At 70.2% G+C, this 13,665-nt stretch carries 16 protein-coding genes; 14 read left to right on the top strand and 2 right to left on the bottom strand.

The features are described from left to right. Positions 1-353 precede the first annotated feature (353 nt). The 14 genes from FRANEAN1_RS13830 (at position 354) to FRANEAN1_RS13760 (ending at position 11,865) form a co-directional block, all read left to right on the top strand. Complete coding sequence (locus tag FRANEAN1_RS13830) at positions 354-1,865, top strand: hypothetical protein (RefSeq protein ID WP_020460419.1); 1,512 nt, start codon at positions 354-356, stop codon at positions 1,863-1,865. 12 nt (positions 1,866-1,877) lie between these two features. After that, the gene (locus tag FRANEAN1_RS13825; RefSeq protein ID WP_020460418.1) at positions 1,878-2,192 is read left to right on the top strand and encodes a 4a-hydroxytetrahydrobiopterin dehydratase; all 315 of its coding nucleotides are present in this window, start codon (positions 1,878-1,880) and stop codon (positions 2,190-2,192) included. Between the two features lie 620 nt (positions 2,193-2,812). Next, a complete protein-coding gene (locus tag FRANEAN1_RS13815) occupies positions 2,813-3,235 on the top strand; it encodes a 6-carboxytetrahydropterin synthase (protein WP_020460417.1) in 423 nt (140 codons plus the stop codon). 50 nt (positions 3,236-3,285) lie between these two features. Beyond that, on the top strand, positions 3,286-3,963 hold the full coding sequence (locus FRANEAN1_RS13810; RefSeq protein ID WP_157473276.1) for a 7-carboxy-7-deazaguanine synthase QueE: 678 nt from the start codon (positions 3,286-3,288) through the stop codon (positions 3,961-3,963). Continuing rightward, complete coding sequence (locus FRANEAN1_RS13805) at positions 3,953-4,726, top strand: hypothetical protein (RefSeq protein WP_041254152.1); 774 nt, start codon at positions 3,953-3,955, stop codon at positions 4,724-4,726. Before FRANEAN1_RS13810 ends, FRANEAN1_RS13805 begins: the two co-directional genes overlap by 11 nt. After that, positions 4,719-5,453, top strand: a complete 735-nt coding sequence (locus FRANEAN1_RS13800; RefSeq protein ID WP_049795651.1) for a 7-cyano-7-deazaguanine synthase — start codon at positions 4,719-4,721, stop codon at positions 5,451-5,453. Before FRANEAN1_RS13805 ends, FRANEAN1_RS13800 begins: the two co-directional genes overlap by 8 nt. Continuing rightward, positions 5,450-5,968: a nucleoside 2-deoxyribosyltransferase gene (locus FRANEAN1_RS13795; protein WP_020460414.1), complete on the top strand. Its 519-nt coding sequence runs from the start codon at positions 5,450-5,452 to the stop codon at positions 5,966-5,968. Before FRANEAN1_RS13800 ends, FRANEAN1_RS13795 begins: the two co-directional genes overlap by 4 nt. Then, the gene (locus FRANEAN1_RS13790; RefSeq protein WP_020460413.1) at positions 5,965-6,858 is read left to right on the top strand and encodes a sugar phosphate isomerase/epimerase; all 894 of its coding nucleotides are present in this window, start codon (positions 5,965-5,967) and stop codon (positions 6,856-6,858) included. The genes FRANEAN1_RS13795 and FRANEAN1_RS13790 overlap by 4 nt, the downstream gene beginning before the upstream one ends. Beyond that, the gene (locus FRANEAN1_RS13785; protein ID WP_020460412.1) at positions 6,855-7,595 is read left to right on the top strand and encodes a ribulose-phosphate 3-epimerase; all 741 of its coding nucleotides are present in this window, start codon (positions 6,855-6,857) and stop codon (positions 7,593-7,595) included. Before FRANEAN1_RS13790 ends, FRANEAN1_RS13785 begins: the two co-directional genes overlap by 4 nt. After that, positions 7,592-8,338: an HAD family hydrolase gene (locus tag FRANEAN1_RS13780; protein WP_020460411.1), complete on the top strand. Its 747-nt coding sequence runs from the start codon at positions 7,592-7,594 to the stop codon at positions 8,336-8,338. Before FRANEAN1_RS13785 ends, FRANEAN1_RS13780 begins: the two co-directional genes overlap by 4 nt. Positions 8,339-8,409: 71 nt before the next feature. Further along, the gene (locus tag FRANEAN1_RS13775; protein ID WP_020460410.1) at positions 8,410-9,243 is read left to right on the top strand and encodes a hypothetical protein; all 834 of its coding nucleotides are present in this window, start codon (positions 8,410-8,412) and stop codon (positions 9,241-9,243) included. Then, positions 9,240-10,358: a hypothetical protein gene (locus tag FRANEAN1_RS13770; protein ID WP_020460409.1), complete on the top strand. Its 1,119-nt coding sequence runs from the start codon at positions 9,240-9,242 to the stop codon at positions 10,356-10,358. Before FRANEAN1_RS13775 ends, FRANEAN1_RS13770 begins: the two co-directional genes overlap by 4 nt. Positions 10,359-10,405: 47 nt before the next feature. Beyond that, complete coding sequence (locus FRANEAN1_RS13765; protein ID WP_041254150.1) at positions 10,406-11,326, top strand: nucleotidyltransferase family protein; 921 nt, start codon at positions 10,406-10,408, stop codon at positions 11,324-11,326. Next, the gene (locus FRANEAN1_RS13760; RefSeq protein ID WP_020460407.1) at positions 11,326-11,865 is read left to right on the top strand and encodes an AAA family ATPase; all 540 of its coding nucleotides are present in this window, start codon (positions 11,326-11,328) and stop codon (positions 11,863-11,865) included. Before FRANEAN1_RS13765 ends, FRANEAN1_RS13760 begins: the two co-directional genes overlap by 1 nt. A gap of 13 nt (positions 11,866-11,878) precedes the next feature. Here FRANEAN1_RS13760 and FRANEAN1_RS13755 read toward each other — a convergent pair whose 3' ends face one another. Together FRANEAN1_RS13755 and FRANEAN1_RS13750 are read right to left on the bottom strand one after the other, a co-directional pair. Continuing rightward, the gene (locus FRANEAN1_RS13755) at positions 11,879-12,817 is read right to left on the bottom strand and encodes an aminoglycoside phosphotransferase family protein (protein WP_020460406.1); all 939 of its coding nucleotides are present in this window, start codon (positions 12,815-12,817) and stop codon (positions 11,879-11,881) included. Positions 12,818-12,892: 75 nt separating this feature from the next. Further along, positions 12,893-13,567, bottom strand: coding sequence for a dTMP kinase (locus FRANEAN1_RS13750; protein WP_020460405.1), 675 nt, complete (start codon positions 13,565-13,567; stop codon positions 12,893-12,895). Positions 13,568-13,665 lie beyond the last annotated feature (98 nt).

Below are 13,665 nucleotides of genomic sequence, written 5' to 3'. Positions count from 1 at the left end.
AACGCACTCCCGAAACCTGACGGCGACGACGGCGAACACCTGTACTCCCGCACGCACCGCCTGCCGCGCATCCCGTGAACTGATGCGACGCCAGGCGCCGAATGAACCGCACCGTCTCACGCCATTTCCGCAGCTCAGCGACCTGATAGCAGCCGAAGAACATGTTCGTGCTGGGGGGAATGACATGCACCACCAGAACACTGATCATTATGATCGCCTGGCTGCTCGGTGGGGCGCGCGCCGTGGACGACGGGTGCGCCATCGGTTCTGCCTCGACAGTGGCGAACCACCACGGATCTTGGTGTTTGTGGGTGACGGGGCCGGCCGACGAGGTGGTCTGGAGGGGATACGACGTGAGTCGACACAGTCTGCGGGTGGAGCAGGATGAGCTGCGGGCCCGGATGCGCACGGTCGGCATGTCCCACGACGAGATCGCGATCGAGTTCGCCCGCCGCTACCACTACCGCCCCCGCGCCGCCCATCGCCATGCCCGCGGCTGGACCCAGACGCAGGCCGCGAACCACATCAACGCCCACGCCGCCCGCGCCGGCCTCGACCCGGACGGCGCTGCCCCCATGACCGGCCCGAAGCTGTCGGAACTGGAGACCTGGCCGCTGCCGAGCAACCGCCGCCGGCCCACCCCCCAGATTCTCGCCCTGCTCGCCGAGGTCTACGACACCAGCATCCACAACCTCATCGACCTGGACGACCGCGAACACCTTCCCCCCACCGACATGCTCCTCATCAACACCGCGCGGAGGAACCCTGCGGCGGACCCGGAACGTGGATCAGCATCGGCCCCTGTGCTCGCGGACGACTCAGGCCAGCCTCGCAGAGGCGAACAGATCACGATGCCAGTCGTACCAACAGCGCAGGTTATGAGGCCCGCAGATGCTACGGGAGCCGCGATGCCCGACCTCGACCGACGAGACTTCGTCACCGCGACGGCCACTGCGCTCACGTTCGGCAGGCCCGCCCTCCGGAACGTAGACCCGGCCCTCATCGACTACTTCAACCAGCAGCTGGAAGGCCACTACCAAGCGGACATGATGCTCGGCCCCCGCGAGCTAATCAGCACCGTCACCGCCCAGCACACTCTCATCAGCAATCTGGTGGCGACCGGCCACGGGGGCACGCGGCGGGCCCTTCTCGGCGCAAGCGCGGCCTACGCCTCACTGATCGGCTGGCTCCATCAGGACGCCGGTGACCTTCCGAGTTCGTCCGTCTGGCGTGGCATCGCGCTGGAAGCCGCACAACGCTCCCGGGACCACCAGCTCGTCGCCTACGCGCTGCTCAACCACGCATCCGTTCGCACAGATCTTGCCGACGGTCTCGGTGCGCTCGACCTGTGTGGCGCGGTCCTGGCAGACGCCGGCCGGCTCAGCCCGAAGATGCGGGTCCTAGCGCTCCAGCAACAGGCCCACGGCGCGTCGCTCATCGGAGATCGTGCGACCGTCGACTCCGTCCTGGACCAAGCGGCCCCGCTCGTCGAGAGATGCGACGACGCCATGCCGTGGGGCAACGCCTGCCGGCGCACGCCGGCCTACCTGGAGGTGCAACGCGCCACCTGCTATGGACGCTTGGGACTGGCCACCGCCGCCACCGGCCTGTGGCAGCAGGTTCTCGCAACGACGCCTACCCATGCCCGGCGGGACCGCGGCGTGTATCTCGCCCGTCAGGCCACCGCATGTGTCCAGAACGGAGATCTGGGGCGCGCGGTCGAGGCCGGACGGCTCGCGGCGGACGTGGCGGTGGAAACTGGGTCTGTGCGGATTCGCCGCGAGCTCGCCGGCCTACGGCAAGCCGCAGAACCGTGGAAGGGCACGGCCGTCGGCCGCGACCTCGACGAGATCTTCGCGCTCTGAAGGAGACCCGACGTGCCGGACGTACCCGTCCCCTTGGCCGACGACGAGATCGAGGCCCGGCTGTGCGAGCTACCCGGCTGGGCCCGCGTCGGCCAGGAGATCACCAAGTCCTTCCGCATCCGCTACCACGGCGGAGTCGCCCTGATCGTGCACGTCGCCGACATCGAGCGGCTCATCGGCCACCATGCGGACATCGACCTGCGATGGGACAGCATCCGCTTCGGGATCACCACGCACGACGCCGGGCACCGGCTCACCGCGGCTGACTTCGATCTGGCGCGGCGCATCGACGCCATCGCCCAAGCCCACAGCGCGGAACCGCTCTGACACCCCTGTCAGGATCGAGCCTTGGCGACCGGCATTGCCGAGACGAGGTGTTCACATTCTATGAGCGCCTTCTGAATTCTTCTGACATCGGGCCATCGACCCGTGCTTGCGCGAGGTAAACCGTCATCAGTTGAGTCATCCGGCTAGCTTCACTCAACGTCCGATTTGAGCTGGCGCGAATCCTACCGATTTCGACTCATGGATCACCAAGCCGCCGTCCAGGATACCCTCATTTCAAAGCTTGCCGCTGCCGCATCGACGCCGGCGAGCAGGAGCAGAAACGAAGGATTCTGATCCGTCGGACCCAGAAGACGCAGCCGCGCTGCGTTTCGTCGCACCTGCTGTGCCGCAGCCCCTGCGGTAGCGACGCGCGCATCGTCACCACTTGCCGCGAAGTCATCGACCGCCGAGTTGCCGTTCTCCCTGGTCAGGCGCTCGCGGAGCGGGGAACGACTTCTTCGTGGTCCAGGGAATGACCGAGGCAGGCGCACATCGCCATGCTGGTCTTCCTGTGGTTCCGGCGGTGGAGCAGCTGACGCACGCGGCGGTAGTTCTCCACTCGGATAGTGCTGGCCCGCGGCACGGCCGTGTGTCGCGGCCGGGATTCTTGGAGGGCGAGGATGGAGCGCACAGTGATCGAGAGTCGGATATCCGGTGCGGCGACCTTTCGGATTGGGAAACGGTTCACCTTCGATGCCGCGCACCACCTACCGAGCCTGCCTGCCGGCCACAAGTGCTCCCGCGTTCATGGCCACACGTACACGGTCGAGTTCGTGCTGGCCGCCTCAGAGCTGGCCGGTCCGGGGTTCGTCACCGATTTCGGTGATCTCGCCGTCGCCGGTCGCTATCTGGCCGAGTCGTTCGACCATCGTGACCTGAACGAGGTGCTGGACGTCGAGCCAACCAGCGAGGCGCTCGCGCAGCATCTGGCCCGGTGGTTTCTGGCCGAGGTGGAGCCCGGGGTGCATGGCCGGCTCGTGGCGGTCCGGGTGTCAGAGACCCCGAGCAGCTGGGCCGAGTACCTGATCGGGGAGTCGCGGTGATTCCGGCCTCCCTGGGTGCGCCGCCGCGTGCCGCGAGGTCGCGTGGGCTTGTGGTCGTGGAGCGGTTCGGTCCGACGTTTCAGGGTGAGGGGCCGACGGCCGGCCAGCAGGCGCTGTTCCTACGGCTGTCGGCCTGCAACCTGTCGTGTGCGTGGTGCGACGAGCCGCATACGTGGGACAGGAACCGGTTCGACGTGGACGCGCACAGCGAGCGGCTGAGCCAGCGCACGCTGCTCGGCTGGGCGCTGGACTCGCCGGTGACCCGTGTGGTCGTGACCGGCGGGGAGCCGCTGCTGCAACAGGCCGCCCTGTTTCCGCTGGTCGCCGCGCTCGCGCAGGCGGGACGGCAGGTGGAGATCGAGACGAACGGCACCGTGGCGCCGACGGCGGAGATGGTCGAGGTCGTCGAGCGGTTCACCGTCTCGCCGAAGTTGTCGGGTTCGCGGGTGGCCGCGGTCCGGCGGATCGTCCCGGCGGCGTTGACGGCGTTCGCCGGCTGCGGCAAGGCCGTGTTCAAGTTCGTGATCTCCGCCGACGGGGAGATCGACGAGATCGCGGAGCTGGAGGGCCGTTTCGGCCTGTCCCCGGTGTGGGCGATGCCGGAAGGCACCGATGAGCCGAGCGTGCTGGCCGGTATGCGGCGCCTGGCCGAGATCGCCCTGGAACGGGGCTGGAACCTCTCGCCGCGTCTGCACGTGCTGCTGTGGGGAAACGCTCGTGGCCGCTGACCAGTCCAGCTCCCTCGTCAAGGCCGGTCCCACTGCTGGTCGCCTGCACCCGCGCAGCGGTGTGCTCGTCACGGTCGAGGGCCTGTGGGGGGCGGGAAAGACGACCATGGCCGGGCAGCTCGGCCGCCGCCTGGCAGGTCAGGGGTTCGACGTCGAGATGGTGCACTACGGGCCGCTGCGCGGTGTGGTGGGTCGGCTGTCGCGCTGGTTGGAACGTGAGCCGCTGCGGACCAGGACGGGCACCGGCGGGTTCCGTCACCCTCATCACGCCACGGTCGATGTGTTCGCGCGGCTGTGTCGGGAGGCGTGGCACCACAACCACTTCTACCGGCCGGCGCTGGAGGCGCACGACGTCGTGGTGGTCGACCACGGTGTCTACTCCAAGCTCGCCTACTGCCTGGCGATCCTCAGCGAAACGCGTCCTGACCTCACCGATACCGCGCTGCTCGACCAGCTCCGAAGGTGTGTCGCCCCATGGTTCTGTGTCCCAGACCGGGCGTACTTCCTGGACGTCCCGTGGCCCCTGGCGCGGGAACGGGCGATCCTGCGCGGACGCGGCGGCGGGGTGCCGGGCTCGGTGGAGCGTCTGCTGTTCCTGCCGCGGTTCGACGCCGCCTACCGGCACGTGGTCGCCGCCTTCCCCGACGTGGTGGTCCCCGTCGTCGTTGACCTGCGCGAGGCCGATGACGTCGCCGACGAGATCGAACACGACCTGCTGGCCTTGCTCGGTGTTCCCACCGTGGGAGGAGATCCCGGTGTCTGACGTGCTGCTGTTCTCCGCCGGGCTGGACTCGTTCCCGGCCTGGCACTATCTCGGCAAACCCCCGGCGCTGTACTTCGACCTCGGCCACCGCTACCGCGACCAGGAACGGGCCGCGATCACCGCGCTGGTCGACCGGTGCGGCATCAAGGTGACCGTCAGCCAGGAACTCGACCTGTCGCAGTGGGAAGCCGATGACGCGATCATCCCGCTGCGCAACGTCTACCTCGCGATGCTGGCCGCGAACCGGGCCGAGCGGATCTGGTGCGTCGGGGTCAAGGGCGACGCGACCGCGGACAAGAGCCCCCAGGCGTTCCACCAGATCAGCCAGATGATCACAGATCTGTCGGGGCGACCGGTCTGGCTCGACAGCCCGTTCTGGCAGATGACCAAGACGGAGATCGTCGCCTGGTACCTCGGCCAGGGCCTGCCGGCCGGCGACCTGCTGCTGACGTTCTCCTGCTCGCGCACCGACAGCGCGATGACGCACTGCGGGCAGTGCCCCAGCTGCCTGCGCCGCTGGATCTCCCTGATCAACAACGGCATCGACGCGCCGTTCGAGACCGATCCGTGGACCTGGGCGCGGGTCGCCGACTACTACGTCCCCGCGATGCGGGACGGCACCTACCCGGACCACCGGGCCGAGGAGTTCTTCGCCGCCCTCGACGCCGTCGGCTTCGTCCCCCCGCCGCCCGCCCACCACGCCGCATCGAAGGACAGCCGCCGGTGAGGATCTACATCGCCGCGCCGCTGTTCAGCCAGGCGGAGAAAGAGTTCAACCTGACCGTCGACCGCGTGCTGCGGAACCTCGGGCTCGACACCTACCTGCCGCAGCGGGACGCCGGCGAAGCCGCGCCGCTGATCCGCGCCGGCGCCGACGAGCACACCGTCCGGGCCCGGCTGTTCACCACCGACTGCACGGCCGTCGGCGACTGCGAGCTGTTCCTGCTCGTCCTGGACGGCCGGGTGCCCGACGAAGGGGCCTGTTTCGAGCTCGGCCTCGCGTATGCAGCCGGCAAGACCTGCTTCGGGTTGCAGACCGACTGCCGCCGCTTCGGCGGCACCGACTCGAACAACCTGATGATCGACTACGCGCTGGGTGGTGGCATCAGCCACTCCCTCGACGAGCTCACCGCCACGCTGGCCGCGCACCTGCATGGCCGGCAGCTGAACACCACCGCGGACGGCTCGGGTCCCACGGACTCCCAGCCCCGCACCCCGACAGTAGGAGGACAGCCCGCATGAACCTCGGTATCAATCTGTGCTTCGCCGTCAAACGCGACCTGGAACCGCAGCGGTGGGCCGAGTTCGTCCGCGCCGACCTGGGACTGGACACGGTGCAGGTCACCTTCGACCTGCTCGACCCGTGGTGGCCGGAGCGGGAACGTGACCAGGTCGCCCGCCGCATCGCCGACGCCGCCGCCGCGTGGGATCTCACCATCCACAGCGCCTACGTCGGCCTGGCGCACTACCTGCCCGCCGGGCTGCTCGATCCCGACCCGCAGGCGCGGGCGGTCGCGCTGACCTGGTGGCGGCGGGCCTGCGATGTGACCGCGCTGCTCGGCGCCGGTGCCGTCGGGGGGCCGCTGGGCACCTTGAGCGTCCAGGACGCCGCCGACCCCGACAGCCGGGCACGACGCTACGCCGATCTACTCGACTCGCTGGTGTTCGTCGCCGACCACGCCGCGGCTGTCGATCTCGCCGAGTTCCTCGTCGAACCGACGCCGATCGCCCGCGAGATCCCGGCCACGGTCGACCAGGCCGACCAGCTGATACGCGACCTGGGTGGACGTACCGAGGTGCCGGTCGGCCTGACACTCGACATCGGTCACACCCTCTACCAGCCGCTGTACGGCCCGGACAGCACACCGGCGGACTGGATCAGCCCGCTGGGCTCGGCGATCCGGCTGGTGCACCTCGACAACACCGACGGCCTGGGCGACCCGCACTGGGGCTGGCCCCACCCGCAGGGACGTGTGGACGTCGCCCAGGTCGGCGCGGCGCTGCGGGACGCCGGACTGGACGACGTACCGGTGCTCCTGGAGGTCTACCCGCGGTTCGAGGACGACGACGACCAGGTCCGCCGGACGATCGCCAGCTCGGTCGCCCACTGCAAAGAACAGCTCGCCCGATGAGCGGCACCCGCACGGCCTCGTCGAGTCAGCCGCTGGCCGGTCTGCCGGACGGGCGGCTGCTGGTCGACGTCTCCGTCTGGTCGGCGGACCTGGCGTGCCTGCGCGCCGAGATCGAGCGCGCCTCGCCCGTGGCCGACCTGTTCCACTTCGACGTCGGCGACAGCCAGTTCGTGCCCGACCTGCTGTTCTTCCCGGACCTGCTCGCCGCGCTGCGCCCGCTGACGACCGTCCCTTTCCACGCCCACCTCATGGTCCGCCGGCCCGCCCCGCTCGCCGCCCTGTTCGCGCAGGCCGGCGCCGACCTCATCACCGTCCACGCCGAAACCGGCGACGACGTCCACCCGGCCCTCGACACGATCCGCCAGCACGGGAAAGCCGCCGGCCTGGCACTCACCCTCGACACCCCCGTCATGGCCGTCCGCCCCTACCTCGACGCGGTCGACGTCATAGTCCTCGTCGGCACCCCGATCGGTACCCGAGGCACCGGCCTTGCCCCGGCCGCGTTCGACCGCCTCCGAACCCTGCGCGGTCTCCTGCACGAGACCGGCCGCGACCAGGCCGTGAAGATCCTCGCCGACGGCGGCATCCACCAGCCGACCGTCGGCCCCCTCGCCGACGCCGGTGCCGACGGCGTGGTCGCCGGCTCGCTGCTGTTCGGCAGCGACGACCTGACCGCCACGATCCGATGGCTGCACCAGCACGTCCCGCCGCGGGCCACCACTAAGCGCCCGCGGTGAGCGTCACGGTCGTCAGCGTGGACCTGTGGGGAACGCTGATCAGCTACGGCGACCGGGACGCCGAAGCCGCCTGGCGGGTCCGCGAGTTCCACCTCGCCCTGACTGCGTTCGGCCACACCCTCCCCGCCGAGCACCTGGACACCACGGTCCGAGCGGTCCGTGCCGAACTACTCGACGAGCAGCGACAGCACGGACGGCAGATCCCGGTTCCCGAGCAGGTCCGCACGATCGTCCGCCGGCTCGGTATCGACGCCGACGACGCCCTCGTCCAGGTGCTCACGGTCGCGCACACCCACGCCGTGCTGCGGGCCTGCCCCCAGCTGATCCCCGGCGCGCACGCCTGCCTCGCCGCGCTGTCCGCCGCCGGCTACCGCCTTGTCCTCGCCTCCAACACCCTGGCGACCCCAGGAGCCGTCACCCGGCAGATCCTCGACCGCCACCGGCTCACCGACCACTTCGACCGGCTGTTCTTCTCCAGCGAACTCGGTGTCGCCAAACCCCAGGCCGCGATGTTCCACGCCATCGCCGAACAGACCGACACCACCGTCGACCAGGTCGTGCACGTCGGCAACGACTGGCGCACCGACGTCCGCGGAGCCCTCGCCGCGGGCTGCCGCGCGGTCTGGTTCAACCCCGGGCGCAAGCCGTCGCGACCCGAAGCGCCCGACGCCGCACTGCTCGTCGACATCCCCGTACTGGTCCGGCGACTCCGCCCCCCAGACCACGCCCACCGCGGCACCTGAGGCGTCGGCCGCCGACGCCGGCCGGTGAGCCGCGGACCGGCCCTGACCGACGTTCGGACAGGAGACAACGCATGGACTCCCCTGCCGTACCACACCCCGCAACCACCGCCACTACGACCGAGGACGATCTCCCCGCCGGTATCGCGTCTCTCCTCGGCGCCGCCCCCGGCCCGCCCAGCTGCCGATTCCTGTCCCATCTCCTGTACGGCGACGCCGATGCCAGCCGCCCCCACACCGCCTTCGCCGACCGCCGTCAGATCGAGACGGCGCTGAAGGCCGGCGAGGACCCGCTGCTGTACGAGGCGTACCGGGACGTCGCACCCGCCCGGCACGGCTGGCGGGCCGACCTCGTCGTCTACCAGCCCGGCACGCTGCCCGACGGGCAACCCCACCGGTCCATCGGCCACTGGAACCCGCCCACCCAGCTGGAAATCTTCCAGACCCTGAGCGGCACTACCCTGATGCTGGTAGCCGGGCACCGGCCCGACGGCTCCCGCTACGCCCACCAGGTGACAACCCGGGCCGGGGACCTCGCCGTCGTGCCGTTCGGGGCCTGGCACCTGACCTATGTCCTCGACGGCCCGGCAGCCGTGTTCAACATCTACACCGACATCCATCTCGATCCCGACGACGCGTACCCCCGCCAGGACGACGCGAAGTACCAGCGGGCCGCTGCTCCCGGCCTCGTCGTTGTACGCGACGGTGACACGGAACGCCCCCTCAGCGTCACCGCCGACTCACAGTGTGAGTACGGCCCGCCGACCGCGCTGCCCGTTCCCTCCTGGCTGTCGTCCTGGCCGCTGGCCACCCGCCTCCCGAACCTGCACCGTGACGCGCCGATGACCTCCCTGGCCGCGCTGGTACGGGCCGCCCTCGCCACGGAGATCCTCCGAGGACCAGCGTGACCCACAATCCTGCCGCCGGCGGCCCGCGGCCTCGCCACGTCACCTGCTTCCGCCTCGCCGACGCCTCGGTCACCCTCACCACGACCGTGACCGCCGCAGTACGCGCCGCCCAGGACACCCTCTACGCCTACCGGACTACCACCGACCCGCACGCCGCGTGGCACGTCACCATCACCGTCGCCGACCCCCGCCACAGCCTCCTCGATGCCCCGCCCGATGTCGGCGACATCCGCGAGATCGGCCCCAGCGAGCTCACCGCCCGCCACATCACCGAGGACGAACGTGAGGTCTTCTGGATCGACCGGCACCGCACCCTCGTCGTCCACGACCCCACCCGACGCGCGACCACCGTCCACTGCGCCACCGACGACGCGGCGACCTACTACGCCGCCCGCCTCGTCCGCCAACTCATAACCGCCCAGCTCCTCGCCGCCGGCGCGGTTTACACCCACACCGCCGCACTCGTCCACCGCGACCACGGCATCCTGATCGCCGGCCATCCCGGCGCCGGCAAGACCACCACCCTCGTGGCCGTCCTGCGCCAGCTCGGCGGAGAGTTCGTCACCAGCGACCGGCTCCTGCTCACCCCCGACAGAAACGGCGGACTGCTCGGCTACGCCTGGCCCGCCCACATCCGCGTCGGCGTCGGCACCCTGCTCGCCTACCCCGACCTCACCGGCCTCGTCCCCATCGGCCGACGCACGGACCCGGCCGACCTGCACACGAAACTCAGCATCGAGCCCCCCGACATCTCACGCCTGTTGCACGCGGGCACGCTCACCGCCTCCTGCCGCCCCCACGTGATGATCTGGCCGCAGCTGTCCCCGATCGCAGGAAACGCCCGCCATCAGCGCATCCCCGCCGGGACCGTCCACGCCACGCTGACCGACAACCAGCTGTTCATGCACCGCCCCACCTCGGGCGCCAGCTCCCACATCAACCACTGGCTCGCCCCGACACCCCCGGCCCACACGACGGAGAGCAACAGGCGCGCTGTCATCGCCGCCCTCGCCCGGACCGTGCCCTGCTACGCGCTGGTGGGCCGCCCGGACCCCACCACGGTCGCCGACGCCGTCACCGCCATCCTCCACGACACCGAAACAGCCACCCGATGAGACCAGCGACCCCGCCCATCCCCGCACGTCCACCGGAAATGCCACAGGTGGAACACCTCGTCCTGGAGGCGGCCTGCCTGCCCGCACCCGTCGAGCAGCAGCACGCCACGATCCGACCGCTGCTCACCGAGCCGACACTGCACTGGGGCACGCTGCTCGCCACCGCCATCGAGCACAAGGTGCTGTGCCTGCTCGCCGACACCCTCACCACCACCGGCCTGGCAGACGAGGTCCCGTCGGCGTTCCGCCGCTTCCTGGCCTCCGTCCTACGCACCAGCCGACACAAGACCGCCGTCCACCGCGCGCAGGCCGCCGCTCTCACCGACGCGGCGGCCCGCCAGCAGCTCGCCTTCGCGGCCGTCAAAGGCATCGCCCTGGAGTCCCAGCTGTACGGAGGACGCGGCGCCCGCGAGTTCAGCGACCTCGACGTCCTCGTCGCCCCGGACCACGCCGACGCCTTCCGTCGCGCCCTACGCCTGCTCGGCTACCAGCCCGGACACTACGACTCGACCACCCACCGCGTCGCCCTTGACGACCCGACGTCAGCGACCTACACCCGCCTGCACGACGACCTTGTCACACCCTGCACGGCCGTCGACATCATCACCGACCTGCCCCAGCCCGCGGGCGTTCCCCCTGACCTGGTGCCGAGCATGCTCGATCGCCGCCGATCCCAGCCTCTTCCTGGCCACCCGCAGGTCGACCTGCCCATCCTCGACCCCCTCGATCACCTCGCCGTCGTCCTCCTCACGGCGCGACGCAAGACCCGCGCGGGCAGACCAGTCTTCCTGCGCACACGCGCCGACGCGCTGCGCCTCATCCCAGCGAACACGCAGATCAGGCACGCCCGGCTATCGGCGGCTGGGGATGTCCGCGTCCTCGACGACTTGTGGGACCCCTGCCGCGCCGACGGGCGGTGGGCACCCACGGCAGGCAGCTGGAGTCGCACCAACAGGGAAGGATCTTGATGATTGTGCAGCTGGCTGGTCTCCCCGGAACTGGGAAGAGCACTCTCGCCGCCGAACTCGGCCGGCACCTGCCCGCCGCAGTCCTCGGCAAGGACCACATCCGCCACGCCCTGTTCACCGACCCCTATCTCACCTACAGCCCCGCCCAGGACGACCTGTGCATCGACGTCGCCCACCAGGCCGCCGCCCACCTGATCGGCGAAGAGCTCGCACCCGCCGTCGTGCTCGACGGCCCGACCTGCCACCGCGCCGGCCAGATCAGCCGGGTCGCCCACCTCGCCGACCGCCTCGGACGACCCCTGCACGTCATCGAGTGCGTCTGCCCGCCGGCCGTCGCGCACGCACGTCTCACCCACGACCACGCCGAGGGCACCCATCCCGCGGCCGACCGCACTATCGCCCTCTACCAGCGGATTCACGCGAACGCGGTTCCCATCCCGGAACCGAAAATCGTCCTGGCCACGGACACCGAGCTGGCGACCGTCGTCGCGCGCTGCCTCGACCGACTCGGCGTCACCTCTCACGCCGCGCCCAGATAAGCGCGCCACCACCTCACTGGTCGCGAAACAGGACCCGAACACGGTCCAGCTGGGCGGAGAACTCCCCGACCCGCCGTTCCCGCTGCTTCCACAGCACCGCCAGCCACCGCAACGCACACGTCCGCTGCGCCGCGCGGAACCTCGGCATCAGCTCACCTGCGACCCCGAGCGCCGTGACCACGGCCGACCAGACCCGATCGTCGACCTCACGGGCGCTGATGTGCTCGACGAGATCGGCGGCGTCGAACGCCAGATCGCTCCACCCGCAGAACTCGAAGTCGACACAGCGCGCGACCTCGCCATCCCACAGCCAGTTCACCAGGTTCCCGTCACCCCGCGAGAAGATCCGTGCCACGGGGCGGGCGAGCATCTCCGCGTCCCCGTTGTCCCGCCACAGCCCCAGCAGCAGTCGCAGGTCCCGCGTCAGCGGGTCATCCGGCCGCGTGCCGAGCTGACCAGGCCACACCTCGGTCAGCCTCGCCACGTAGTGCGCCGCGGAGTCGACGCGGGGCAGCCTCGCGAAGCCGTTCTCCCACGGGACGTCGTGGATCGGTCGCAGCGTCACGGCCAGCCCCACCAGGGCCGCCTCCCGCGCCGCCGGCTCAGCCAGGTCAGGGACGCTCGCACCTGGCAGCATGGTCATCGCGACGACAGGCCGGGCCTCCTGCTGATCCCGCCACAACGGTCGCGGCACGTTCGGCACACCATGCCTCGCCAGCAAGGAGAGCGCGCGCCATTCCCGCTCCGCCCGCTGTCGATCATCAACCCGGTACGCCTTCACACACACCTCCTCGCCCTGCGGGTCTCGCCAGGCGAAGACGTGGTTGTTCCGGCCACCCGCCAACGGGCGAAGACTGAGGCGGTGCAGACCCTCGACGCGCTCCGGACCGTCGACCACAAGACATCTACGCAGGTCGTCGGCCAGCAGCGCAGGCGTCGAGGAAGGTGCCATCGTCGGCGCATCAGACAGTGACGGCTTCACAACACACGAAGCCTACGGGGCGAGGGTCACCCGCCACACACGGGCTCAACCCCCTGCGGATGCCCTGCGGGCAGGCCGCTTCAGCTGTGCGGCGACCACCTCCCAGACGGCCGCGTGCACGGCCTCCGGCGCCTGCCCGGCCGTCGGCACCCTGACCATGCCGGCGTCGCGTGCGGCCAGCTCCTGATAGGCAAGATCCACGAACGACAGGTACGCGCGCTGCTCACCTGTCCACCGCCTCCCGTCACGGGCCTCCGCCCGCACGACCATCTCGCCCACCGGCGCCGACAGCCACAGCACGACGTCCGCCCGCCGCCCGGCAAGGCGTCCCAACCCATCCAGCCAGGACACAGCGTCGTCCACCTCCGCCGCATGCTGCCGGATCAGGGACGCCAACCCGTAAGAGAACATGGTGTGCACACCGCGGTCCTCGATCACCACATCGTGATGATCGAGCGCTGGCTCGATCCTCGTCGCCACGATGTCCGCGCGCACCGCCGCTGCCAACAGGCACTCGGTCACCACGTCCCCGTGACGCAGGAACGGATCATCCGACGACGAGAAGATCTCCACCAGGGCCGTCCCGACATCCCCGGTGTCGAGGGTGGCGAGATCCGGGAGATAGGTGACCCTGAGTCCTTCACCGCGAAGACGCCCCTCCAGCAGACGAGCCTGCGTCGACTTCCCCGACCCGGGAAGACCTTCCAAACTGACGAGCATCCCAACACTCCGATCACGGTGGCGACCCTCGAAGGGCGGGCTAGGACACCAGCATCAGCCGTCGCGCCGGGCTCCCATAGCTGCCGCACCCGAGCCAG

This window comes from Parafrankia sp. EAN1pec (genome assembly GCF_000018005.1).
Taxonomy (GTDB): domain Bacteria; phylum Actinomycetota; class Actinomycetes; order Frankiales; family Frankiaceae; genus Parafrankia; species Parafrankia soli.
The sequence above is the reverse complement of the archived record's forward strand: the minus strand, read 5'-3'. Positions and strand labels throughout refer to the sequence as shown.

Bases quoted from the DNA above. Each gene is read 5' to 3' on its own strand.
- FRANEAN1_RS13815 (WP_020460417.1), top strand. From the start codon at position 2,813: ATGGAGCGCACAGTGATCGAGAGTCGGATATCCGGTGCGGCGACCTTT.
- FRANEAN1_RS13790 (WP_020460413.1), top strand. From the start codon at position 5,965: ATGAACCTCGGTATCAATCTGTGCTTCGCCGTCAAACGCGACCTGGAA.
- FRANEAN1_RS13785 (WP_020460412.1), top strand. From the start codon at position 6,855: ATGAGCGGCACCCGCACGGCCTCGTCGAGTCAGCCGCTGGCCGGTCTG.
- FRANEAN1_RS13775 (WP_020460410.1), top strand. From the start codon at position 8,410: ATGGACTCCCCTGCCGTACCACACCCCGCAACCACCGCCACTACGACC.
- FRANEAN1_RS13760 (WP_020460407.1), top strand. From the start codon at position 11,326: ATGATTGTGCAGCTGGCTGGTCTCCCCGGAACTGGGAAGAGCACTCTC.
- FRANEAN1_RS13755 (WP_020460406.1), bottom strand. From the start codon at position 12,817: ATGGCACCTTCCTCGACGCCTGCGCTGCTGGCCGACGACCTGCGTAGA.
- FRANEAN1_RS13750 (WP_020460405.1), bottom strand. From the start codon at position 13,567: ATGCTCGTCAGTTTGGAAGGTCTTCCCGGGTCGGGGAAGTCGACGCAG.